This is a genomic window from Hydrogenophilus hirschii (assembly GCF_054656675.1).
On record NZ_BAAHXQ010000002.1, the window covers coordinates 297,576 to 319,069 of the forward strand.

The following is a 21,494-nucleotide window of genomic DNA, read 5'->3' on the forward strand; positions in this document are numbered from 1 at the left end:
TCACGAAACAATCAGTTCAACAGCACGTTGAAGAGATAACCGACGAACAAAATCCCCATGGCCACGACGCCAGCGAACGTCGCGATCAGGGGCAATTTCAAAACGTTACGCAGAATGAGCATCTCCGGTAGCGAAAGTGCGATCACGCTCATCATGAACGCCAACGTCGTGCCCAGCGCGGCCCCTTTGGTGATGAGCGCTTCGACCACCGGGATGATCCCTGCCGCGTTGGTGTACATCGGTACCCCCATCGCTACCGCGGCAGGCAACGCCCACCACGGCGCATCTTTGCCCAAGAGCTTTGCCATCAACTCCTCTGGGACGTAGCCGTGGATTCCGGCGCCCACGGCGATCCCAATGAGGACATAGGGCCACACTTTGCCGACGATCTCCCGCACATGGCGCAGCCCCGCGGCAAAGCGGTCGTTCCAGGTCAGTGTGGTTCCCGTGGGCAATGCGGCGTCTCCCATGTGAATGTCGCGCACCCAATCTTGTAGGTAGCGCTCCATCTTGAGCTTGCCGATCACAAGCCCCGTGGCGATCGCAATCGACAACCCGGTGACCAGATAGAGCGCGGCCACTTTCCAGCCAAAGAGGCCGAAGAGCAGTGCCAGCGCCACCTCATTGACCATCGGCGCGGAGATGAGGAACGAAAAGGTGACCCCCAATGGGACGCCCGCGGAGAGGAAACCGATGAAGAGCGGTACTGCCGAGCAGGAGCAAAACGGGGTGACGATGCCCAGAAGCGCCGCGAGAAAATTGCCAATGCCCAGCCGCTTGCCCGAAAGGAGCGCCCGGGTGCGCTCGGGGGCAAAAAAGGTCTGCACGACGCCCATCACGAAAACGATACCCAAGAGCAACAGCAGCACTTTGGGCGCGTCATAAGCGAAAAAGTGCACCGCCTCACCCAGATGGGTCTCACGGCGCAAGCCTAGGGTGGCGACCACCCAATCGGCCCAATCGGTAAGGTGCGAATAGGCGAACCACCACACCACCGCAGCCGTCGGGATGCCGACGAACCAGCCAAGATGCGTCGGCGGTGTCGGGTTGGGGGTCGTCGTGTTCGAGGAAGCGGTCATGGTTGTCACCTTTATGTGCAGGGTGGGGGGTGTTTTCGGGCTCACAGCGCCGCGTTTGAGCGGGTACTTCTGGCTTCATACCACCCGCGGGTGCGGTTCACGATCGCCACCACTGCGAGCATCACCGGTACTTCGATCAAGACGCCCACCACCGTAGCCAGCGCCGCACCCGACTCGAAGCCGAAGAGGGCAATCGCTGCCGCAACGGCCAATTCGAAAAAGTTGGATGCGCCGATGAGCGCCGACGGGCCGGCGACCTCGTGTTTTTCTCCAACGGTTCGGTTGAGGAGATAGGCCAGGGTCGAATTGAAAAAGACCTGAATGAGGATCGGCACCGCCAAAAGCGCGATGATGAGCGGCTGATCGAGGATGATCTCCCCTTGAAAGCCAAAGAGCAGCACCAGGGTGATGAGGAGCGCCGCAATCGACGCATGGCCCAACTTCACCAGCGCGGCTTCATAGACTGCTTCGCCTTGCGCAAGCAACCGACGGCGCCAGATCTGCGCAAGCACCACCGGGATCACGATATAGAGCACCACGGAAAGGAAGAGCGTCTCCCAGGGGACTTCGATTTTCGAAACGCCCAAGAGAAAACCGACGATCGGTGCGAACGCAAAGACCATGATGATGTCGTTCAGCGCCACTTGCGTCAAAGTGAAGTAGGGATTGCCGTTGCACAGCCGACTCCAGACGAAGACCATCGCCGTGCAGGGCGCAGCGGCAAGCAGGATCAAACCGGCAATGTAGGCGTCGTGCTGCTCGGTGGGGAGCCATTCCGCGAAGAGATGCCGGACGAACAGCCACGCCAAGAGCGCCATCGAAAAGGGCTTGACCGTCCAGTTGACGAAGAGCGTCACCGCAATGCCGCGCCAATGCGCGGTGACGCCACCCAATGCGGAAAAGTCGATCTTGATGAGCATCGGGATGATCATCACCCAGATGAGGAGACCGACCGGCAAATTGACCTGAGCGACCTCCATACGGCCGATCGCTTGAAAGAAACCGGGGACCACTTTCCCCAGAACGATCCCGGCGACGATGCAAAGCGCCACCCAAAGGGTCAAGTAACGTTCGAAAAAACCGAGGGGCGCGCCTGCCGCGCGGCGCGCTGTGACGTCACATTGGGCGCTCATCACGCGTTCTCCTGGGCGAAAGGAACGGCCAATGCTTGGGCAACCGCAGGGACCAAATGGGCGCGGATCGCGTCCCGTACCGCTTCGAACGCGGCGAGCGGCTGCCCGTGCGGATCGGGAAAGGCCATGTGTAACGTGGGAATGGGGCGGGGAAAGACGGGGCACGCCTCACGGGCGTGGTCGCACACCGTGACCACGAGATCGAACGGTTCGTCGAGAAACTGTGCCACATCCTTCGGCGCGAGCCCGTCGGTGGGGAGTTCGGCGCGCCGTAGCGCTTCGAGCGCATTCGGCGCCACTTCGGACTGCGGCGCAACGCCTGCCGAGAAAGCGCGAACGAACGGAGCGAGGTCGTGATTGAGGATCGCCTCGGCCATTTGCGATCGGCACGAGTTACCGGTGCAGAGTACCAAAACCCGTTTCATGCGGTGTATAGAACCGCTGAGCTGGGTGCCCGGCGCGATTGTATTGAAGACGGTACCGTATTTGCGTAGATTTTCGTGTAGGAGATCAAGCCGCCGGTCATTCTCCACGCTGTCTACCCCAATCGTGTAGCAGATCCGAGCAAGGGCAGGCGGGACATCGCGTCGCTCACCGTGCAGACGAATCGCTACATGGCGCAAGGAAAAATTGAGAATGGGAATGATGCGCTCCACGCCCTTAAGCATGCAGGCACCCAGCGCAGCGAGAAGCAGTTCGGCAGGGTTGAACGCATCGTGTCGCCCCGCCATATCGGTATCGAGAATTACGGTTGCGTTTTTGGTGCGAGCGATTCCGTAGGAGGTGCCCCGTTCTGCCCAAACGTCGAATACCATGGGTGGTTTCGACGGATCGTTCCGTTTTTCCGTCATCGGCATGGCTCCTCGGTTGATTGAAACCAGTGATCGTCAATGCCCGATTCGGCACGCATCGTCGCGCACACCTCCCGTTGCCCAGCGCAGCACTCCTCGGTGAGATAGGCGATGAGCGCATGCATTTGGGGAATTGCGGCGCGGTAGCGGACGAAACGCCCTTCGGGGTTGCTCATCACGAGCCCGGCGCGTTCGAGCGTCTTCGCATGGAACGTGACCTGGCTGGGACTCATCGCGAGCCGTTCGGCGATTTCGCCGGCAACCAACCCCGTCGGCTCCTCGCGGACCAAGAGCCGAAAGAGCGCGAGTCGCGGTGCCGAAGCCAGTGCGGAAAGGGCGTCGATCGCTTCGTTGGCATTCATTTTGATTTTACGAAAATTGTTGAAATGTTGTATCCAAAAAAAACCAACCACAGGGGTTGGTTGGATTGGTTGCGGGGGCAGGATTTGAACCTGCGACCTTCGGGTTATGAGCCCGACGAGCTACCGGACTGCTCCACCCCGCGTCACGTGAAGCGAATTATAGCGTGCTGCTGCGCAGCGTCAACCCATTTATGGGTAAGGTTATTGCGCGGGCCGTGGCAACCATGAGTCCGCTGGCCCATGAAGGGGCTGGACTGCGTGCCGCACCGAAATCTGGGATAATCGCATCGAAATCGTATCGGGACCGTGGCGTGTTTCCTCCCCGTTTTTATACCCCGGAAGCCCGTTCGTGGCACACCGCGCCGCAAACGCCCTGGGATTTGCCGCCGGAAACCGCGTACCACGCGCTGGTGCGGCGCGTTCTGCCGGGCAATCCCATTCGGCTATTCGACGGCGCAGGGCGGGAGTGGGAAGGGGTTGTCGTGGCGGTTGGTCGCCGCACCGTGACGGTAGATGCGTTGCAGCCGGTCACGCCGCTGCCCGAACCCCCAACGCCGCGGGTACTCGCCACCGCACTTCTTCCCGCGGAGCGGCTCGACTGGGTGGTGCAAAAGGGAACGGAACTTGGGATGACCCATTGGGTGCCGCTTGTCACGGCGCGCAGCCAGGTGGGGTTCGATGCCGCGCGCGCTGAGAAGAAACGGCGGCACTGGCAACAGGTGGCGGCGAACGCCTGCGCGCAGTGCGGTCGGGCAACCGTACCGGAAATCCTCCCGGTGACACCCCTGACGGCATTGGCGGAACGCCTTGCCGAATGGGTCACGCCACCGATCACCTGGTTCTGGTTGCAGCCGGGAGGTACGTCGGTGGCAAAGCGCGCACCGCCTATGGGCGGTGTCGTGCTCCTCGTGGGGCCGGAAGGGGGGTGGCACCCGGAAGAGGAACGATACTTCGCCCAACATGAGGCGGTCGCGTTGGGGCTGGCGCCGTGGGTGTTGCGGGCCGAAACTGCAGCGGTCGCGGCGCTCGCGCAAACGGCGGTGTGGTGGTCACAATGAAAGGGATGCACAACGGATGAAAGCAAGCGGTGCGGCGCGCAAGCAAGGGACAGAAACGCCGGAGGCGATGGTGCCGATCGCGCTCGAAGACAGTAAAGCGGTCGCGCAGTTCGTTGCGTGGCTGCGCCATTCGGCACCCTACATCCACGCGTTCGGCGGCAAAACCTTCGTCGTGGCGTTCGACGGTGAAGTGGCGCAAGGCGAACGGATGCAGCGGCTGGCGTACGACTGCAACCTCCTTGCTGCGCTTGGAATCCGTCTGGTGTTGGTGCACGGGGCCAGACCCCAAATCGACGCGGAGATGGCGCGGCGTGGGCTGACGCCACAGTTTCACCGCGGCCTGCGCGTCACCGACGCCGAAGCGCTGGAATGCGTGAAAGCGGCGCAGATGGTCACGCGGCTCGAGATCGAAGCCAAGCTTTCGCAGGGGTTGCCGAATACCCCGATGGCGGGAAGCTTCATGCGCATCACCGGTGGCAACTACCTGGTGGCGCGTCCGCTCGGAGTGATCGAAGGGGTCGATTACCTCTACACCGGCGCGGTGCGCAAGGTGATTGCAGACGAAATCGAAGCCGACCTGGAACAAGAGAACGTCGTGCTGATCTCCCCCATCGCCGCGTCGCCCTCGGGCGAAATCTTCAACCTGAGCATGGAAGAGGTGGCAGCCGAAGTCGCGGTGGCGCTACACGCGGAAAAGCTGATCTTTCTCTGCGACGCACCGGGAATCCCGACACCGGAAGGGGAAGGGGTGATGGCGTCGGTGACGGTCACCGAAGCGCAGCAGCGGCTGGACGAAGCGGGCGCGACCTTTTCCGAAGATCTGCGCGCCTACCTGCCGTACGCGATCGACGCGGTTCGGCGCGGCGTGCGGCGCGCGCACCTCATCGCACGGGACCTCGACGGCGCGATCTTGCTCGAATGTTTCACCCACTCAGGGGTGGGCACGATGATCACCCGGAATCCCGTCTTTCGCTATCGCGACGCGACCAGCGAAGACGTCCCGGCGCTCATCGCGCTGATTGCGCCGATGGAAGCCGACGGCACCCTGGTGCGGCGCAACCGCGAGCTCCTGGAGCAAGAGATCACCCGCTTCATCCTGGTCGAACACGACGGCGTGGTGGTCGGCTCCGCGGCGCTTTACCCCTTTTCGGAAGAGCGGGCGGGCGAATTGGCGTGCCTTGCGGTCGCGCCGGAATACCGCCGCGCCGGGATCGGCGAGGAGCTGCTGCGTCGGATCGAAGCGCGGGCGCGCGCAGCGGGTTTGGAAAAACTCTACGTGCTGACAACCCGCACCGCCCACTGGTTCCTGGAGCGGGGGTTCGTGGAAGTGAGCGTCGATGCCCTTCCGAAACAGAAGCGAGAACTTTACAATTACCAACGGCGAAGCAAAGTGTTCGTCAAAACGCTCACTCAGTAGGATCAGTCCATGACACGAACCGTTTTTTGTGTGAAGTTACAGAAAGAAGCCGAAGGGCTGGAACGTCCGCCGCTGCCAGGGCCGCTGGGAAAGAAGGTCTATGAGCAGATCTCGAAAGAGGCGTGGCAAGCGTGGCAGCGCTACCAGACGATGCTCATCAACGAGTACCGCTTGAATCTGTTGGATCCGCAGGCGCGTAAATTCCTGCAGGAACAGATGGAGCAGTTCCTCTTCGGCACGGGCGCGGGTCCAGAAGCGATCCCCAACTACGTCCCGCCGCAAAACTGATCCTACCCGCAGATGATGCCCGTCAAACCCAAAGGGCTCTTTCGCTGGCTCAATGGCCGCGTCGTGCTGACACTGGGGGCAGTGTTTGGGGGGTGTGGGGTTGTCTTGAGTGCGATCGGCGCGCACGCGCTCACCCACCTTTCCCCAGCGTTGCAGGACGCCTACCAAACCGCGGCCTGGTACCACCTGATCCATGCGGTGGGGTTGTTGGCCGTGGGGGTCTGGTTGCGAACCGCGCCCCATCCGTTGTGGTTGCGCTGGGCGGCGCTTGCGTGGGTGGCGGGGATCGTCCTCTTTTCCGGCTCGATCTACCTCCACGCGCTCTTGGGCGAACGGTGGCTGCCGGGTTGGGTCACCCCGCTTGGCGGGTTGGCGCTGATCGCGGGCTGGGTGATGCTTGCCGCAGCGGCCTGGCGCGGCGCCGCCCCTTGAGCGGTTGAAGCTTACGCCTCGGCTTGCGGCGGCGGCGAGCCGCGGTAGCGCACGTCCTTGCCCTCCACCACGTAGATCACGTGCTCGACGATGTTCTTGGCGTGGTCGCCCACGCGTTCGAGCGCCTTCGCGATGAAGACCAGTTCGATCGACTGCGAGATCGTGCGCGGGTCTTCCATCATATAGGTGATCAGCTCGCGCAGGATCCCTTTGAACATCCGGTCCACCTCTTTGTCGCGCGCCAGGATTTCGCTGGCCTGGTCGTCTTCGAGCCGCGCGTAGAGGTCGAGCGCCGCATGGAGCATCTCCACGCTGGTACGGGTGATCAGATCGAGCTCGACGCTGGGCGTGAAAGAGGGCTGCCGTTCCAGCAGGCGTAACCCCGCTTTCGCGATCTTTTTTGCCTCGTCGCCAACCCGTTCCAGGTCTGTCGCGATCTGCATCGTCGCAAGCGCAAGCCGCAGGTCACTCGCGGTGGGGGCGTTGCGCACGATAAGCTGAACGGTTTTTTCGAACACCTCGCGGTCTTCGGCGTTGATCTCTTTTTCTTTCGAACGAACCGCTTCCAACAAATCGGTATTGCCCGTACGCACCCCTTCGACCGCGCGCTGCACCTGCGCTTCCACCTCTCGCCCCATGGTGAGCACCAAGGTGCGCAATTCGTTGATCTCTCTGTCGAAAACGGAAAGGGTGTGCGGCTTCAGATTCATCAGCGGTTCTCCTCAGAACGTGCCGGTAATCTTAGCATGGGAATGTGACGGTTTGGTGACAGGACGAAAGCCGCGCCGTCATGGCCGCACGAACCGCTCGACCCCATTGGGTGTGCCCAGAAGGAGCACATGCGCGGCCTGCATCGCGAAGATGCCGTTCGTGACCACGCCGGGAATGTCGTTGAGCCGCCGTTCCCACGCCAGCGGATCGTCGATCCTGAGTCCATGCACGTCCAGGATCTGGTTGCCGTTGTCGGTGGTGAACCCTGCGCGCAGTTTCGGGTCGCCCCCCAACGCGCGCAATTGCCGCGCCACGTATTCCCGCGCCATCGGGATCACCTCGACCGGCAGGGGAAAACGGCCCAGCACCGTGACGCGCTTCGTCGCGTCGCAAATGCAGACGAAGCGTTCGCTCATCGCCGCGACGATCTTTTCCCGCGTGAGCGCACCGCCACCGCCTTTGATCATGCAAAAGTTGGGGTCGATCTCGTCCGCGCCGTCGATGTAGAGCGCGAGCGATTCGACCGTATTCGCGTCCAACACCGACACGCCGATCGCTTCAAGGCGCGCGGTGGTCGCTTCCGAGCTCGAAACCGCGCCCGTAAGCTTCTTGCCGCTTCGGCCCAAGGCGTCGATGAAACAGTTCACCGTCGAGCCAGTACCCACGCCGATTACCGCGCCATCGGGGATCTCTTGCACCGCTGCTTCGCCGACGAGCTGTTTGAGGGTGTTTGGGTCCATCGGGGCTCCTTTGTGACGTAAGTGCGAAAACCAGGCGATCGATCGTGTCGATAGGGATATTAGCACGCAGTGAAAAAGGGATGGCCGCAAGGTTGTGGTGCGTAGAATCCCCACGAAATCGGGCATAATGGTACGAGCGGAACGAACAGCCAAAGAGGGTGGGAGGGGGAAGGCCGATGTGGCCGGCGCGATCAGAAATCAAAAAACGCATCGATGAGGCACAGGTGCTCTATTGTCCCTGAATCCGTGGTCACCAAAGTCGAAACCTTTCCTGTGAGCTGTCCGGCATGAAATTTTTGCCGGACAGACCGATTCATTGTCATGCCGACCATCTTTTCGGGGGTGATGGACCCGTATTTGCCCGCAAAAGTCGGCCTTGTCGGGACGGCGTTACGTCATATTGCAGCTTTCAGGCGAAGGGCTGCCTTCCACCGCAGCGGAATCCGTCCTTGGGGTGGGTTTCAGCCCGACCATCGTCATGGCGATGCCGCTCGCAACAATCGCTGCTGAAGCGCGACGAACACCTGCACATGGCCGGCAAATCCGCGGCCAAAGTCGAGAATGAGTTTTCTGGCATGTGCCACAAACTTCGCCGCCCGGTACATGATCTCCTGCAACACCGTCTTGAGCCTTCTGCGCTTGGCCGGGTGGCGAATGGGCGCAATCTCGCCGGTCAGGCCCAATTGGCCAAGGAGGCGCAGGCAGTTGTAGGCGAATGCCCCCAGATGCAGGATCACGTCGTTGGTGTCGAACTTGCCCGACGGCAACCGTTCCAGATCAAGGTCAGATTTGATCTCGGCATGGAACTGTTCGTGTGTGCCGTGATACCGGTAGTGCTCGATCACCTCCACAGCCGGCAGGGTGAGGCTCGTCCACCAGCCTTCGATCTCAATGTCCGGCACCAGCAGGTGTTGTCCCTTCTTGTCGATGGTGCGCTCGGTCACCCGCACGATCAGCCGGAAGGTGCGCTTTTGTTTCTGCCAGGCGCGCTCGACCTGGAGGTCGAGAAGTCCCACCCGCTTGCCTGGTCGGGTCACTTCAAAGGCGTTCGCTTCCTCGGCCCGCTTGACCCAGGCCGTTCTGTCCTGCTTTCTTGGGTTCCACTTCGTGACGAATTCCAATACGCGCCCATCACGCGCCCAGGCGTCGCGTTCTTCCGCTTTGGCGAACAGCAGTCGCGCGCTGTCAAAGCCGCTGTCTTCGACCATCAGGACGGGTTGATCCGCCCTGACCAAACGCTTGACCCGAGGAAACGCCCGTTCGTAGAAGTACTCGGTCTCGAGCGCCGAATGCCAGTTCCCGGCACGCAGTTCCAGTCCCATGTTCCAGCCTTCGTTGCCCAGGTAGCCCGCAATCGGGCAATAGCCATCAACGCCTTGGTAGGTGTGGCCGACGTCCTCCTTCTTGGTATCGCTGTTGTCCATGACGAAGGTGTCGATCTCGAAGCGCACGAATCCTTTGTGCGGCGTGATCGGCGCTTTTGTCCTCTCCAGCAGGCGCACCGACAGCTCGTCCGTCCGCTCCCGCAACTCGCCGGCCTTGGCGTCGAGTCGCTGGCGCATCCAGGCACTGCTCGGCACCTTCGACAGCCCCAGCGCTTCCTTGAAGAAGCGATCCTGCCGAAACGGCTCGATGGCTTCGAAGTCGCTCTTGCCCAGACTGAGCAAGCCAGTCATCGCCTTGACCAAGTCGGAGGTCTTCATGCCTTGCGATACCGGCAAGCGCGGATCGATCACGGCTTCCACCTGCGCCGCCTCGCAGCATTGCCCAATCAGCGCCAGGCCGGAGTAAGAGGTCAGATTCAGCTTCGCGGATTGACGGACTTCAAAGCGGGGCATGATCAGTTGGGTGAAGAAGGAAGATGCCGTATTCTATCAATAAATCATATGGTTGCAATTGATCGGGGACAGGTTTCCCACGGATTCAGGTCCACATAAAAAGCACTAACACGCTAACAGCAGAAGAGGAGGGACTTCTTACGCTGGCCGCCATCATGGCTAAGAAATACGACACGATTCGCCCGCTATTACAGAAGGTCAAACAAGCGCAGGCGTCCGGTCAAGGCATCTACCTGAACCTCCAAAAGGAACCTCAGCAAACAATCTCCGACATAACCAACGTTGCCACTCTAGCAAATAAGGCGGGCCTTCTTCCTAACTACAAATACCTAAAATCGCCAAAGTATCAGCTCTTTTGCGATTCTCCCAGATCTCCGGTAGCAATCAACTTTTTTACCGGTCAGTGGCTTGAACTCTTCGCGCTCAGCGTCGTCCGGGAGATTGAGATCATGGCAGCGACCCCTCTTTCCCCGTTTTGTGGAGTCCATGTGGAACTTCCCAACGGCGATCAGTTCGATCTTGACCTCGTCTTGTCTATAGCGAACAGGCTGATCTGGGTCGAAGCGAAAACGACAAATAATTTCGGTGATCTGTTGCCTAAGTATAAGAAGATTTCCGAGCTGCTCTGTGCCTCCGCCGAGGACGCCATCCTTCTATGGTCGGGTTTCGACGAGATGGACAAAGTACAAGCCACAAGAGGTACGCTGGCTCGCATGACGGTGTGTTCACCGAGACAGTTTCCAACATATGTCCGGAACCTACTCAAGCAGTACGGAGTGGAGCTGACCGAGAATGAGCTGGCGTGAGGTGATACTCAAGGAGTTTTCACCTGGAGTGTCCCTGCTTACCCTGGTCGCGGATCCGGACGGCCTGCTCCTTGAAGAAGGTGTCCTCGAAGGGATCCGAGAACGGGGTTTTGAGCTGATCCCGTTCGAGGATCCTATCGCTTTTCGCTACGCCTTTGAGACCAGGTTCCGCTCCCGCTGGGACCGTGGCGAGGAAACCGATCTGGTGGTGGTGCTGCGATCTGCCTCACACGATCTCGATGCCTTGCCCTACGACCTGCTGCAGGCGGGCCGCAAGCTCTCGTTCTCCTTAAGCGATCTCTTTCCGAATCTCAGCTATCCCGTGGTCGCGGCGCTCGACCGGGCCGATCTCGACGCCTTGTTCGATGCGCAATTGAGGCACGCGCCGGGGCAGCTCGGCGACAACGCGACGAAAGACTTCATCCTGCATCATGTGTTCGAGATCGCGCCCGAACTCATCAAAGAGCCTAAGGACCTGCTCCGGGTCTTGCTGCGCCGCCATTACCGCGGACAAAGAATTCCGGCCATTCTCGACGAACGCTTGATCGAGTTGCTTCGTCAAAACGGCTTGTTCAAGGATTGGCCTCTGGAAGCCATCATTCCGGACGCGCAAGCATTCTTTGCGTTCCTGCAGGAGCGCTGGCCGGTATTCCTGGATTCGCTCGCTAAGCCGAAGGGCGATGCCGTCCACGAGGACGCGGCGGACTACGGCTTCGAGTTCTCAGGACCGACGCTTTTGCCTTTCGACCACCACGATGTCCGCATTTACATCGACAACCTTTTCCTCGAGGGCCTGCTCCAGCCGATTCCTTACGAGCAATCGCAAGCGCTCGCCAAGACCTGGGTGGCTTACGGCATCAAAGTCTCCCCCGTGGAGAACCGTCGCCGCCGCATGGAGGGGCTGCTGGATGCCATCGAAAAGACGATCCCCACGGTGGAGGTGCGTCATGGGGAGTGGCTGCAGTTTGCTTACCGTTGGGCGGAACTCGTCGCGTTGGCGCAGGATCCGGACACCCCCCTGCCGGAAGAGTACCGGGAGCGCTTTCAGGCTTTGAGATCCCGGATCGATTCCGCGTTCACCGGTTGGGTGATGAAGCGCTATGCGAGCCTGATCAACCTTCCGCCCGCACCACCGGTGATGCTGCATCACATCCCGCGGTTGCTCGCCCGAAGTTTCGGAGACGACCGGCGCTCGAAAATCGCTTTTCTGCTGGTTGACGGCCTTGCGCTAGACCAATGGATCGTCTTGCGTGAGGTACTCAGCGAGCAGGATTCGTCTCTGCGGTTCCGTGAGAACGCCGTTTTCGCTTGGATCCCCACCGTCACCTCGGTTTCGCGGCAGGCTGCTTTTGCCGGCAAACCGCCGATCTTTTTCCCGGCGAGTATCCATACCACAGACAAAGAACCAGCTCTGTGGGCGCAGTTCTGGGTCGATCAGGGGCTGACGCAGCACGAGGTGGCCTACGCCAAGGGGCTGGGCGATGGGGACCTGGACGAGGTCTCCGAGCTACTGAGCCGGCCCAGGCTACGTGTCGTCGGACTGGTCATCGACAAGGTCGACCGGATCATGCACGGCATGGCGCTGGGTGCAGCGGGCATGCACAACCAGGTTCGGCAATGGGCCAGGCAGGGATTTCTACGGGACCTTCTCTCCCTGCTTCATACCCAAGGCTTCCAGGTTTACCTCGCTTCGGACCACGGCAACATCGAGGCGCAAGGGGTGGGACAGCCTGCCGAAGGGGCGGTTGCGGATCTACGCGGCGAGCGCGTGCGAGTCTATCCGGATTCCAGGTTGCGGGCGCAAATCAAGGAGCGATTTCCGGAGTCGTTGGAATGGACACCGATCGGTTTGCCAGAAGACTATTTGGCGCTGATTGCACCGTCTCGAGGCGCCTTTGTGCGCGAAGGCGAAACTTTAGTGGGGCACGGCGGCATCAGCGTTGAGGAGCTGATCGTGCCTTTTGTCCAAATCGAGAGACCAACGCGATGAAGCCGCAGCGACAGAGCCAGATCGGGCTTGATCGGATCGTGCGCCTGAAATGGCTAGAGTACGCCGCCGCTTTGGTTCTTGCCGGGATGGAAACGCCAGCGGTGAAGACAGCGCTCATTGCCGAGCTTCAGAGCGCATTTCAGTCTGCGCATACCGCTGCCCGTGGATCGTTAGACAAGACGGTGACGATCTTGATGAGAATTTGGGTCCGCCCGCCGCACGAACTTCGTCCGTTGCAACGAGAGGGACTCAATTTTCTCGTCCAACTGCCGCGCGAGTGCCGTGTTGCCGTTCACTGGGGCATGACGATGGCAGTTTATCCGTTCTGGGGTGCGGTAGCGGCCCATGCGGGGCGACTGCTCAGACTCCAGGGCACGGCCGCAGCCAGCCAGGTACAACGCCGATTGCGCGAGCAATATGGAGAGCGAGAAACGGTTTCTCGTGCGGCACAACGGCTTCTGCGCAGTTTCGTGGATTGGGGCGTGCTTGTGGAGTCCGATGAGCAGGGCCTGTATCGCCCTGCGTCCACGGTTGCGGTCGATCAAACAGCACTGATCGCGTGGTTGACCGAGGCCTATCTTCGAGCGCAAGCGATGAAAGGGCAGGCGTTGTCTGTGGTACTGGGGTCACCGAGTTTTTTCCCGTTTTCATTCGCTTCCGTTTCTGCAGCCCATCTTGCCGACTGTTCCAGCCGGTTGCACTCTTTCCGTCATGGCCTAGACGAGGCGTTGATCTTGTTGCGCGAATAGCCTTTTTCTTGTTCGTCAAAACACCACCGCAAACGGCAGGAACGCCACCGTTGCCCCTTCCGGTAGGTCACCGGCCTCTTCGGGAAGGATGATGAAGCCGCTCGCGCGGGTCATCGAGCTGAGGATGCCCGAACCTTGGGCACCGGCTACGCGCGCTACCAATGTGCCGTTTTCGCGCGCGAGTGTGCCGCGCAGGTACTCTTGCCGTCCCGGTTTTTTGCGGATCGGGTGTGCCAGGGTGACCGGGATCGGTTCCGCGGGCGTCACCGGGTCTTCTCCTTGCAGGTAGCGCAGCGCGTCACGGGCGAACGCGGCGAAGGCCACCAGCGAGGCGACGGGGTTGCCCGGCAGCCCAAAGAGCCAGGCGTTTTTGATGCGGCCGAACGCGAGCGGTCGCCCGGGTTTGATCGCCAGTTGCCAGAAGTGGACGGCGCCGAGTTCGCTCATGAGTTGGCGGATGAAGTCGGCTTCGCCCACCGAGACGCCGCCGGATGTGAGGACCACGTCGGCGTTTTCCGCTGCGTCGGTGAAGCGCACGCGCAGTTGTTGGGGGTCGTCGCGCACGATGCCGAAGTCGAGCACGTCGCACCCCAGGCGTGTGAGCGCGGCGGTGAGCGTATGGCGGTTGCTGTCGTAGATCTGTCCCGGGGCGAGCGGTTCGCCGATCGTGGCGATTTCGTCGCCGGTGGAGAGGACGACGCAGCGCAGCCGGCGATAAACGCGCACCGACCCGATGCCGAGCGACCCGATGAGCCCGAGTTCGGCAACGCCCAGGCGGCGGCCCACGGGTAGCGCGACGCTGCCGGCGGCAAGGTCTTCGCCCGCGCGGCGCAGGTGTTGCCCGGCTTTTTGCCCGGGGGGGATGGTGACGGTGGCGCTGTCGTGGGCGGTACAGAGTTCTTGCGGGACGATGGTGTCCGCCCCGTTGGGGATTTCGGCGCTGGTCATGATCCGGACTGCGGTGCCGGCGGTGAGCGCACCAGTGAAGGGGTGCCCGGCAAAGGCGCTCCCGATCACGGTGAGCGTGGTGGGTCGATCGGGGGCAAGGTCCGCGGCGCGTACCGCGTAACCGTCCATGGCGGCGTTGTCGTGGGCTGGGACGTTGAACGGCGCAAGGATCGGTTCGGCAAGGATGCGGTTCAGCGCTTGGGGCAGTGGGACGAGTTCCCACGCCATCACAGGTTGGAGTGCGGCACGGATCGCGGTTTGGGCGTCGGCAACCGAAAGCATCGGGGTTCTCCTCTCTTCGGATTGTGAAGGTGCGCGCTGTGGCGTGGTCTGCGGTACGCTGTTTTTGGGATTGTAACGCGGGCGGCGCGGGTTGTGCGGCATAATCGGGCCGTTGGGTTTGGGAGCGCCCATGAGGGAAACGATGCCAGTGAATGTGGCGCATTCTGCACAAGGGGAACAGTCGGAGCGTTCTGGGCGTTCGGTGCATGAGGCGGCGTTTCGGGTGCTGTTGACCGCCGAACCGGCGGCGAAGTGCGCGGGCGCGCAGGAGTTGTGGCAGGCGTGGCAGTCAGGCGCGTTTCGCGTCGAACCGGAACGGCCGTTGCCGCCGCCACTGCTGCAGCCAGGGCGCCCTGAGCGGCCAGTCTTGTTGCCGCCCGCGGCGATGCCGAAGCGCAAGGTGGGTACGCGCGAAGGGCATGCGGCGCTGCTGCACGCGGTGGCGCACATCGAGTTCAACGCGATCGATCTGGCGCTCGATTGTGTGTGGCGTTTTGCCGCGATGCCGACGGCGTTTCACGCCGATTGGCTTCGGATCGCGGCGGAGGAGGCGTACCACTTCGGTTTGGTGTGCGCGCGGCTCGAAGCGTTGGGGTTTTTCTATGGCGATTTCCCTGCCCATAATGGGTTGTGGGAGATGGCGGTGAAGACGATGGACGATCCGCTGGCGCGTATGGCGTTGGTGCCGCGGGTATTGGAGGCGCGCGGGTTGGACGCGACACCGGTGATTCAGGAGAAGTTGCGGCAAATTGGCGACACGGCGTCGCTGGCGGTGCTCGATGTGATTTTGCGCGACGAAGTCGGCCACGTGGCGGCAGGGGATCGCTGGTTTCGCTGGTTGTGTGCCGAACGGAGTTTGCCGCCGGAGGAGACCTATCAGGCGTTGGTCGAACGGTTTCGTGCGCCGTTACCCCATCCGCCGGTCAATTGGGCGGCGCGGGAACAGGCGGGGTTTTCTCGCGCGGAGGTCGAAAGGTTGCTTGCGCTCCGGGCAAAACGTGACAAGCAAAAGAGAAAAACTTCCCGGCCGAGCAGTTAGGCTCGACCGGGGGTAGATGGCCTGTTCACGCGACCGGTCAGACAGTTCTCAGCGCAGGCCGGCGATGTAGTCCGCAACGGCTGCCATTTCGCTGTCGGTCATGGCATTGACGGCCATGCGCATCATCGCTTCGGGGTCGTTGGCGCGCTGCTGTTCGCGGAACGCTTTGAGCTGCGCGACGGTGTATTGTGCGTGCTGCCCTTTCAACATGGGGAAGCTGACCGGGATCCCGCTACCCGACGGGCCGTGGCACGCGGCGCACGCCGGGACCCCTTTGCTGGCGATTCCGGCGCGCCAGATCTTTTGCCCCAGCGCCAATGTGGCCGGGTTCTGCGCCGCGTTTTCCGCCGGTTTTTGTTGGCTGAAATATTCCGCGACCGCTTTCATCTCTTCTTTGGTGAGGGTGGCGACCATGCCGTTCATGATCGCGTTTTCACGCTTGGGGGGTTCCCCGTTCCAACTCTTGAATTCCACCAACTGCTTGTAGAGGTATTCGGCGTGTTGTCCGGCCAGTTTCGGGTATTCGGCAACAGCGCTGTTGCCGTCGGTGCCATGGCACGCGGCGCAAATGGTGGTGACGATCTCCTGCACACGGGCCGGCTCGACAGCGTGCGCGGCGCCAGCGACGAGAAGCAGCGAGCTAGCGACTACGAGTGGTTTCATGACGGTTCCCCAAGACGAAGCAACTCAAAACTGCTATTCTAACAGAAGTGACAATTTTCGCGGAAGTGCAAGCGTTTGATGCATCTCAACAATGACGGTTTTTTTCGTGGTACGGCGTTCGTGACCTCGATCGCGAAACCGACGGGTTTGCCGCCTGCGGCGGGACCGGAAGTGGCGTTCGTCGGGCGCTCGAACGCGGGGAAATCGAGTGCGATCAACACATTGACGGGCCACAAACGGCTGGCGTACGTCTCGCGGACGCCTGGGCGGACGCAATTGCTCAACATTTTTCGCACGCCTGCGGGGTGCTATCTGGTCGATCTGCCCGGTTTTGGCTACGCGAAGGTGCCGGAAGCAGTGCGCCGGCAGTGGGTGGGTTTGATCGAACACTATCTGATGAACCGGGACGCGCTGATCGGCCTCGTGCACGTGATGGATGCCCGCCACCCGCTGACGCCGCTCGACTGGCAGTTGCTCGAGTGGTTCGCGCCGCGCGGGTTGCCGGTTCATGTTTTGCTCAGTAAAGCGGACAAGCTTTCGCGCGGCAAAGCGGCAGCCACGCTTGCCGAGGTTCGGCGCGCGCTGGCACCCCGCGGGTGGCAGGTTTCCGCGCAGCTCTTTTCGGCGTTGCAGCGCACGGGGGTGGCGGAAGTGGAAACGGTGGTCGGTAACTGGTTCGCAGCGGCGCAGCAGCATACTCTGGCTGTGGTGGCATCTACCGAAAACGGGGGGCGCTGACGCGAACGCACGGCGATAAAAAAAGACGCCCAGACGGGTTCGTCCGGGCGTTCAATCCCGCTCAGGGAGGAGGGCGGGAGGAGGAGGGAGGATGAAAACCATGGCTGCTGTTGCCACGCTGTGATCCTTAAGACACAGCCGGTCAGCAGAAAGTTCCCGACTATTTTACTCGAAAATTTTCCCTGGGTTGAGAATCCCGAGCGGGTCGAGCGCTTGCTTGACTGCGCGCATGGCTGCAACGGCGGTTTCGCCCGCTTCTTGGCGGAGAAACGCCTTCTTACCCAACCCGATCCCGTGTTCGCCGGTGCACGTGCCCTCGAGCGCGAGCGCGGCAGTGACGATCGCTTCGTTGAGTGCTTCGGCACGGGCGATTTCGTCGGGGTCGTCGGGGTTGACGAGGATCAGGGTGTGGAAGTTTCCATCGCCCACGTGCCCCAGGATCGGGGCGATGAAGCCAGAGGCGTCGATGAGGCGGCGCGCCGCTTCCACCGCTTCGGCTAGGCGGGCGATGGGGACGCAGACGTCGGTGGTGATGCCGCGGCAACCGGGGCGCAACGCCAGGCAGGCGAAATAAGCTTTGTGCCGCGCGGCCCACAGCCGTGTTCGCTCTTCCGGGCGGTTCGCCCAGAGGAACGGTCCGCCGTTTGCCTCTTCGGCGAGCGTTTTGACGAGCGCGATCTGTTCGGCCACGGCGCTTTCCGAACCGTGGAATTCGAAGAAGAGGGTGGGCGTTTCGGGGTATTCGGTATGGCTGTAGCGGTTGATTGCGGCTACTGCGCGTTCGTCGAGGAGTTCGACGCGCGCCAGGGGAACGCCCATTTGGATCGCGGCGATCACGGTATGTACTGCAGCGCCGATCGTCGGGAAAGGGCAGACCGCGGCGGCGACTGCCTCCGGTAACGGGTGGAGGCGCACGGTGATCGCGGTAAAGAGAGCGAGTGTCCCTTCGGAGCCGACCAGCAGGCGGGTGAGATCGTAACCCGCGCTCGATTTGCGCGCCTTGGTGCCGGTGTGGATCGGTTCGCCGTTGGCCAGTACCGCGTCGATCGCCAGGACGTTCTCCCGCATGGTGCCGTAGCGCACTGCGTTGGTGCCGGAAGCGCGGGTGGCGGTCATGCCCCCGATCGTCGCGTCGGCGCCGGGGTCGATCGGGAAGAAGAGCCCGGTCTCTTTGAGCGCGGCGTTGAGTTGGGTGCGGGTGACACCCGGTTCGACAGTGGCGAGCATGTTTTCCGGTTCGATGGCCAGGATGCGGTTCATCTGGGTAAAGTCGACCGCAACGCCCCCCAACGGAGCCAAGACGTGCCCTTCGAGCGAGCTGCCGGCGGCGAAGGGGATGAGGGGGACGCGATGCTGGGCGGCCGCGCGCACGAGCGCTTGCACTTCGGCTGCCGAAGTGACGAATGCGACTGCTTGCGGCGGGGCGTCGGGAAAGTGCGATTCGTCGTGGCCGTGTTGTGCGCAAACCGCCGGGTTTTGCGTGAACCGATCGCCTAAGAGCGCGCGAAGTTCGGCCACGAACGGTTCCGGGAGTGGTGCGGGCGGCGTTTCCTTCCGGGCGGCCAGGGGTGTGCGGAGTGCGTGAGCTGCTTCCTTGGGCATGGTCAGGGCTCCTCGGTATTCGACCTACCCGATGATAGCGCGGTGGGCAGGCGTACGAAAGGAAGCAGCGCTGAGGTCTATAATCGACCCGTTGAGGCATGTCTTGAGGAGTAACGCGATGGTTGTTCCCATGGGGGCGTTTCCCGCGGTGCGGATGCGGCGGATGCGGCGCGACGCGTTTTCGCGCCGCTTGATGCGTGAGCACACGCTCACCGTCGATGATCTGATCTGGCCCGTTTTCGTGTTGGAAGGGCAGGGGCGCAGCGAACCGGTGGCGTCGATGCCTGGGGTGGAGCGGGTGACGCTCGACCGTTTGTTGCCGTTGGCGGAGAAAGCGGCGAAGCTGGGCATTCCCGCGATCGCGCTCTTTCCAGTGGTGCCGCCGGAAAAGAAGAGTTGGGGCGCCGAAGAAGCATGGAACCCCGACGGGTTGGTGCCGCGGGTGGTCGCGGCGCTCAAGCGCGCGGTGCCGGAGCTTGGGGTGATCACCGACGTGGCGCTTGATCCGTACACGGCGCATGGGCAGGACGGCTTGATCGCACGAGACGATCCCACCGGCTACGTGTTGAACGACGAGACGGTTGCGGCGCTCACCAAACAGGCGCTTTGCCATGCCGCAGCGGGGGTCGACGTGGTGGCGCCTTCGGACATGATGGACGGGCGCATCGGTGCGATCCGGCAAGCGCTCGACGCTGCTGGGCATAGCCAGGTGCGGATCCTTTCCTACGCGGCGAAATACGCGTCCAGCTTCTACGGCCCATTCCGTGACGCGGTGGGTTCGGCGGCGAATCTGGGCAAAGGAAACAAATATACCTACCAAATGGACCCCGCGAATTCGGACGAGGCGCTGCGCGAAGTGGCGCTCGACCTCGCAGAGGGGGCCGACATGGTGATGGTCAAACCTGGTATGCCCTACCTCGATATCGTGCGGCGGGTGAAAGAGACCTTCGGTGTGCCGACGATGGCCTACCAGGTGAGCGGCGAATACGCGATGCTGGCCGCGGCAGCGCAGAACGGGTGGTTGGAGCGCCGTGCGTGTGTGCTCGAAGCGCTCTTGGGGTTCAAGCGGGCAGGCGCCGACGCGGTACTCACCTACTTTGCGCTGGAAGTGGCCGAGTGGCTTCGGGAAGGGGCTTGAGTAGGAGTTACGGCTGGCAGTGCTCGCTGTTCTCGTCGCACCGGCAGGGGCGGCCTAGAGGCGGAGGAACGGTCAGGGGTGTGGTCACCGAGCGCCCCACCGCCCCAGCACTTTCGGAAGGTCGGTGACGGTAGCGATCTTCCAGTCGACGTAGGGCGGTAAGCCGCGCGCGCGGGTGACCCAAACGGTGGTCATGCCCAGTTGCTTCGCCGGTGCGAGATTTTCGGCGCTGTCTTCGATGAGGATGCAGCGCGAAGGCGCGACTTTCATCGCATGGAGTACCGTAGCATAGGCGCGGCGGCGCGGTTTGGGGTTGTAATCGAGATCTTCGATCGCGAAGAGGCGAACGAAGTGGCGGTGAATCCCCAGGTGTTCGACAATGGCGCGCGCGTATTCGCGGGGTCCGTTGGTGAAAAGGACTCTGGCGCCGGGCAATTTCGCCAGCGTCGCCGCCAGCCGCTTCGGGGCGTGAATGTGCGCGGCCAGATTGTCGAAGCGGTGGGTTTCGCGCAGGAAATGGCGCGGGTTGATGCGGTGGTGGCGAATCAGCCCGACGAGCGTCGCGCCGTAGGCGCGCCAATAGCGCACCCGAAGCGCGTTCGCTTCCGTTTCGTCGAGCGCCAGGTGGCGCATCAAATAGGCGGTCATCTGGCGGTTGAGGTGAGGAAAGATCGCGGCGCTGGCGTGGTGCAGCGTGTTGTCGAGGTCGAAAATCCAGATCGGCGTGGTCATTGCGGTGTCGTAGGTTCCTGGGGTTTGCCAGGGCGAGGTTGCCAGACGATGGGGCGCGGCGCCCGGGGGTCTTGCTGCGGTTGCGCTAGACGGGTGACGCGCCATGCGTGCCCGAAGACGAGCTCCACGGTCAAGGTAAACGGAAAAGGGATCGCGTTGAGGCGCTCAGCTGCGTCAAGCCCCAGCCACGGGCCCCAATCGGTGCGGAGCGTTTCGGGACGTTCGTAACGCACCGTGAGCATTTGCATGTCCATCACCGGTTCGGCGTAGCGCAACCGTACCAGGATGTCCCCCAGGTCGTGCATGTCCAAAAACGGTGGCCATCGCGGAGCTGAGTCGCAAGCCAATGCCGCTTTGAGTTCTTTCAGGGTGTCGGGACCCAACGTCGCGAAAAAAAGCGGTGCATCCTCGGCGAGTAGGGGTTGCCATGCGGCCAGAAGTTGTGTGGGGTCAGCGGCGCGGTAGAGCAACAAGTTGCTGAAAAAAAGGTCGATCCCGCCCGGTTCTTCGGGCAGGTGCAACGGGTCGGCAGTGCGAAAAGAGACGGTGGCGCTTTTCCGCTTGTCTTTTGCGAACCGTTTTTTCAGTCGTGCAAGGAACGAGTCATCGCAAGCCGCGTCTGAGGGGGAAAGCGGGGCGCTACCGGCGGGGGTTTCGTCGGGCCGATAGCCACAGCACGCGGCGTTGGGGTAGCGCGTGGCGAGCGAATCGGCCCATGCGGTGCCTTCTCCTACCCAGACGATGCGCGCGGGCGTATGGCGTAGATACTCCAGCCGCTCGACGAAGCGTTCGCCCGCCTCTGCGCCAAGCCATGCCGGGGGGCGAAGGGCGGAGAGCGCGGGATGGGTCGTTGCGTTGTTAGAATGAGCAGTCATGGAAAAATGATAGCACCCTTGTG

The 21,494-nt window shown here is 62.0% G+C and carries 22 protein-coding genes and 1 tRNA gene; 10 read left to right on the forward strand and 13 right to left on the reverse strand.

Annotated features, from left to right (window positions below):
* Positions 1-11: 11 nt before the first annotated feature.
* The 5 genes from ACYQ4Z_RS08540 to ACYQ4Z_RS08560 all read right to left on the reverse strand — a co-directional run bounded on the left by ACYQ4Z_RS08540 (position 12) and on the right by ACYQ4Z_RS08560 (position 3,568).
* The gene (locus ACYQ4Z_RS08540; RefSeq protein ID WP_219973356.1) at positions 12-1,079 is read right to left on the reverse strand and encodes a permease; all 1,068 of its coding nucleotides are present in this window, start codon (positions 1,077-1,079) and stop codon (positions 12-14) included.
* 41 nt (positions 1,080-1,120) lie between these two features.
* Positions 1,121-2,212, reverse strand: coding sequence for an ACR3 family arsenite efflux transporter (gene arsB / locus ACYQ4Z_RS08545; RefSeq protein ID WP_219973357.1), 1,092 nt, complete (start codon positions 2,210-2,212; stop codon positions 1,121-1,123).
* On the reverse strand, positions 2,212-3,063 hold the full coding sequence (locus tag ACYQ4Z_RS08550) for an arsenate reductase/protein-tyrosine-phosphatase family protein (RefSeq protein WP_219973358.1): 852 nt from the start codon (positions 3,061-3,063) through the stop codon (positions 2,212-2,214). The genes arsB and ACYQ4Z_RS08550 overlap by 1 nt, the downstream gene beginning before the upstream one ends.
* Entirely contained in the window at positions 3,060-3,425 is a 366-nt protein-coding gene (locus ACYQ4Z_RS08555; RefSeq protein ID WP_438438239.1) for an ArsR/SmtB family transcription factor, read from the reverse strand. The genes ACYQ4Z_RS08550 and ACYQ4Z_RS08555 overlap by 4 nt, the downstream gene beginning before the upstream one ends.
* Positions 3,426-3,491: 66 nt before the next feature.
* Positions 3,492-3,568: transfer RNA gene (locus ACYQ4Z_RS08560), tRNA-Met, on the reverse strand.
* A gap of 81 nt (positions 3,569-3,649) precedes the next feature.
* On the opposite strand from ACYQ4Z_RS08560, the gene ACYQ4Z_RS08565 reads away from it, so the two are divergent.
* From ACYQ4Z_RS08565 to ACYQ4Z_RS08580, 4 genes are all read left to right on the forward strand, one after another.
* A complete protein-coding gene (locus tag ACYQ4Z_RS08565) occupies positions 3,650-4,483 on the forward strand; it encodes an RsmE family RNA methyltransferase (RefSeq protein ID WP_219973362.1) in 834 nt (277 codons plus the stop codon).
* A gap of 67 nt (positions 4,484-4,550) precedes the next feature.
* Positions 4,551-5,900, forward strand: coding sequence for an amino-acid N-acetyltransferase (gene argA / locus ACYQ4Z_RS08570; RefSeq protein WP_349497530.1), 1,350 nt, complete (start codon positions 4,551-4,553; stop codon positions 5,898-5,900).
* A 9-nt stretch (positions 5,901-5,909) separates the two neighbouring features.
* On the forward strand, positions 5,910-6,188 hold the full coding sequence (locus ACYQ4Z_RS08575; protein ID WP_119335623.1) for an oxidative damage protection protein: 279 nt from the start codon (positions 5,910-5,912) through the stop codon (positions 6,186-6,188).
* 12 nt (positions 6,189-6,200) lie between these two features.
* A complete protein-coding gene (locus ACYQ4Z_RS08580; protein ID WP_197713655.1) occupies positions 6,201-6,620 on the forward strand; it encodes a DUF423 domain-containing protein in 420 nt (139 codons plus the stop codon).
* An 11-nt stretch (positions 6,621-6,631) separates the two neighbouring features.
* Here ACYQ4Z_RS08580 and phoU read toward each other — a convergent pair whose 3' ends face one another.
* The 3 genes from phoU to ACYQ4Z_RS08595 all read right to left on the reverse strand — a co-directional run bounded on the left by phoU (position 6,632) and on the right by ACYQ4Z_RS08595 (position 9,909).
* Positions 6,632-7,330 (reverse strand): phosphate signaling complex protein PhoU, encoded by a 699-nt coding sequence (gene phoU, locus ACYQ4Z_RS08585; protein ID WP_459860666.1) that lies wholly within the window; start codon positions 7,328-7,330, stop codon positions 6,632-6,634.
* 78 nt (positions 7,331-7,408) lie between these two features.
* On the reverse strand, positions 7,409-8,071 hold the full coding sequence (gene rpiA / locus ACYQ4Z_RS08590) for a ribose-5-phosphate isomerase RpiA (RefSeq protein WP_219973368.1): 663 nt from the start codon (positions 8,069-8,071) through the stop codon (positions 7,409-7,411).
* A gap of 476 nt (positions 8,072-8,547) precedes the next feature.
* The gene (locus ACYQ4Z_RS08595) at positions 8,548-9,909 is read right to left on the reverse strand and encodes an IS1380 family transposase (protein WP_169116535.1); all 1,362 of its coding nucleotides are present in this window, start codon (positions 9,907-9,909) and stop codon (positions 8,548-8,550) included.
* 155 nt (positions 9,910-10,064) lie between these two features.
* Between ACYQ4Z_RS08595 and ACYQ4Z_RS08600 the strand changes: the two genes are divergently transcribed.
* From ACYQ4Z_RS08600 to ACYQ4Z_RS08610, 3 genes are read left to right on the forward strand one after another with little or no spacing between them, the layout of a single operon-like run.
* Positions 10,065-10,715 carry a hypothetical protein gene (locus ACYQ4Z_RS08600; RefSeq protein ID WP_459860668.1) on the forward strand — a complete coding sequence of 217 codons (651 nt, stop codon included), beginning with the start codon at positions 10,065-10,067 and terminating at the stop codon, positions 10,713-10,715.
* A complete protein-coding gene (gene pglZ / locus ACYQ4Z_RS08605; RefSeq protein ID WP_459860670.1) occupies positions 10,702-12,705 on the forward strand; it encodes a BREX-3 system phosphatase PglZ in 2,004 nt (667 codons plus the stop codon). The genes ACYQ4Z_RS08600 and pglZ overlap by 14 nt, the downstream gene beginning before the upstream one ends.
* The gene (locus ACYQ4Z_RS08610; protein ID WP_459860671.1) at positions 12,702-13,454 is read left to right on the forward strand and encodes a hypothetical protein; all 753 of its coding nucleotides are present in this window, start codon (positions 12,702-12,704) and stop codon (positions 13,452-13,454) included. The genes pglZ and ACYQ4Z_RS08610 overlap by 4 nt, the downstream gene beginning before the upstream one ends.
* Positions 13,455-13,469: 15 nt before the next feature.
* On the opposite strand, the gene moeA is transcribed toward ACYQ4Z_RS08610, so the two are convergent.
* The gene (gene moeA, locus ACYQ4Z_RS08615; protein WP_459860672.1) at positions 13,470-14,684 is read right to left on the reverse strand and encodes a molybdopterin molybdotransferase MoeA; all 1,215 of its coding nucleotides are present in this window, start codon (positions 14,682-14,684) and stop codon (positions 13,470-13,472) included.
* A gap of 142 nt (positions 14,685-14,826) precedes the next feature.
* Between moeA and ACYQ4Z_RS08620 the strand changes: the two genes are divergently transcribed.
* Positions 14,827-15,723, forward strand: coding sequence for a ferritin-like domain-containing protein (locus tag ACYQ4Z_RS08620; RefSeq protein WP_459860673.1), 897 nt, complete (start codon positions 14,827-14,829; stop codon positions 15,721-15,723).
* A gap of 48 nt (positions 15,724-15,771) precedes the next feature.
* Here the strand turns inward: ACYQ4Z_RS08620 and ACYQ4Z_RS08625 are convergent, their stop codons facing one another.
* Complete coding sequence (locus tag ACYQ4Z_RS08625) at positions 15,772-16,386, reverse strand: c-type cytochrome (RefSeq protein ID WP_438438235.1); 615 nt, start codon at positions 16,384-16,386, stop codon at positions 15,772-15,774.
* Positions 16,387-16,464: 78 nt separating this feature from the next.
* Here ACYQ4Z_RS08625 and yihA point away from each other — a divergent pair, with 78 nt between their 5' ends.
* Positions 16,465-17,124 (forward strand): ribosome biogenesis GTP-binding protein YihA/YsxC, encoded by a 660-nt coding sequence (yihA, locus tag ACYQ4Z_RS08630; protein WP_459860674.1) that lies wholly within the window; start codon positions 16,465-16,467, stop codon positions 17,122-17,124.
* A gap of 165 nt (positions 17,125-17,289) precedes the next feature.
* Here the strand turns inward: yihA and ACYQ4Z_RS08635 are convergent, their stop codons facing one another.
* On the reverse strand, positions 17,290-18,726 hold the full coding sequence (locus ACYQ4Z_RS08635) for an FAD-binding oxidoreductase (RefSeq protein ID WP_459860675.1): 1,437 nt from the start codon (positions 18,724-18,726) through the stop codon (positions 17,290-17,292).
* Positions 18,727-18,844: 118 nt separating this feature from the next.
* Between ACYQ4Z_RS08635 and hemB the strand changes: the two genes are divergently transcribed.
* Positions 18,845-19,864: a porphobilinogen synthase gene (hemB, locus tag ACYQ4Z_RS08640; protein ID WP_438438233.1), complete on the forward strand. Its 1,020-nt coding sequence runs from the start codon at positions 18,845-18,847 to the stop codon at positions 19,862-19,864.
* Positions 19,865-19,948: 84 nt separating this feature from the next.
* Here the strand turns inward: hemB and ACYQ4Z_RS08645 are convergent, their stop codons facing one another.
* Both ACYQ4Z_RS08645 and ACYQ4Z_RS08650 read right to left on the reverse strand, forming a co-directional pair.
* Positions 19,949-20,596, reverse strand: coding sequence for a pyrimidine 5'-nucleotidase (locus ACYQ4Z_RS08645; RefSeq protein WP_438438232.1), 648 nt, complete (start codon positions 20,594-20,596; stop codon positions 19,949-19,951).
* Positions 20,593-21,471 (reverse strand): class I SAM-dependent methyltransferase, encoded by an 879-nt coding sequence (locus tag ACYQ4Z_RS08650; RefSeq protein WP_459860677.1) that lies wholly within the window; start codon positions 21,469-21,471, stop codon positions 20,593-20,595. The genes ACYQ4Z_RS08645 and ACYQ4Z_RS08650 overlap by 4 nt, the downstream gene beginning before the upstream one ends.
* Between the last annotated feature and the right edge of the window lie 23 nt (positions 21,472-21,494).

Coding starts and splice junctions, on each gene's coding strand:
- ACYQ4Z_RS08540 (WP_219973356.1), bottom strand. CDS start 1,079: ATGACCGCTTCCTCGAACACGACGACCCCCAACCCGACACCGCCGACG.
- arsB (WP_219973357.1), bottom strand. CDS start 2,212: ATGAGCGCCCAATGTGACGTCACAGCGCGCCGCGCGGCAGGCGCGCCC.
- ACYQ4Z_RS08550 (WP_219973358.1), bottom strand. CDS start 3,063: ATGACGGAAAAACGGAACGATCCGTCGAAACCACCCATGGTATTCGAC.
- ACYQ4Z_RS08555 (WP_438438239.1), bottom strand. CDS start 3,425: ATGAATGCCAACGAAGCGATCGACGCCCTTTCCGCACTGGCTTCGGCA.
- ACYQ4Z_RS08565 (WP_219973362.1), top strand. CDS start 3,650: ATGAGTCCGCTGGCCCATGAAGGGGCTGGACTGCGTGCCGCACCGAAA.
- argA (WP_349497530.1), top strand. CDS start 4,551: ATGGTGCCGATCGCGCTCGAAGACAGTAAAGCGGTCGCGCAGTTCGTT.
- ACYQ4Z_RS08575 (WP_119335623.1), top strand. CDS start 5,910: ATGACACGAACCGTTTTTTGTGTGAAGTTACAGAAAGAAGCCGAAGGG.
- ACYQ4Z_RS08580 (WP_197713655.1), top strand. CDS start 6,201: ATGATGCCCGTCAAACCCAAAGGGCTCTTTCGCTGGCTCAATGGCCGC.
- phoU (WP_459860666.1), bottom strand. CDS start 7,330: ATGAATCTGAAGCCGCACACCCTTTCCGTTTTCGACAGAGAGATCAAC.
- rpiA (WP_219973368.1), bottom strand. CDS start 8,071: ATGGACCCAAACACCCTCAAACAGCTCGTCGGCGAAGCAGCGGTGCAA.
- ACYQ4Z_RS08595 (WP_169116535.1), bottom strand. CDS start 9,909: ATGCCCCGCTTTGAAGTCCGTCAATCCGCGAAGCTGAATCTGACCTCT.
- ACYQ4Z_RS08600 (WP_459860668.1), top strand. CDS start 10,065: ATGGCTAAGAAATACGACACGATTCGCCCGCTATTACAGAAGGTCAAA.
- pglZ (WP_459860670.1), top strand. CDS start 10,702: ATGAGCTGGCGTGAGGTGATACTCAAGGAGTTTTCACCTGGAGTGTCC.
- ACYQ4Z_RS08610 (WP_459860671.1), top strand. CDS start 12,702: ATGAAGCCGCAGCGACAGAGCCAGATCGGGCTTGATCGGATCGTGCGC.
- moeA (WP_459860672.1), bottom strand. CDS start 14,684: ATGCTTTCGGTTGCCGACGCCCAAACCGCGATCCGTGCCGCACTCCAA.
- ACYQ4Z_RS08620 (WP_459860673.1), top strand. CDS start 14,827: ATGCCAGTGAATGTGGCGCATTCTGCACAAGGGGAACAGTCGGAGCGT.
- ACYQ4Z_RS08625 (WP_438438235.1), bottom strand. CDS start 16,386: ATGAAACCACTCGTAGTCGCTAGCTCGCTGCTTCTCGTCGCTGGCGCC.
- yihA (WP_459860674.1), top strand. CDS start 16,465: ATGCATCTCAACAATGACGGTTTTTTTCGTGGTACGGCGTTCGTGACC.
- ACYQ4Z_RS08635 (WP_459860675.1), bottom strand. CDS start 18,726: ATGCCCAAGGAAGCAGCTCACGCACTCCGCACACCCCTGGCCGCCCGG.
- hemB (WP_438438233.1), top strand. CDS start 18,845: ATGGTTGTTCCCATGGGGGCGTTTCCCGCGGTGCGGATGCGGCGGATG.
- ACYQ4Z_RS08645 (WP_438438232.1), bottom strand. CDS start 20,596: ATGACCACGCCGATCTGGATTTTCGACCTCGACAACACGCTGCACCAC.
- ACYQ4Z_RS08650 (WP_459860677.1), bottom strand. CDS start 21,471: ATGACTGCTCATTCTAACAACGCAACGACCCATCCCGCGCTCTCCGCC.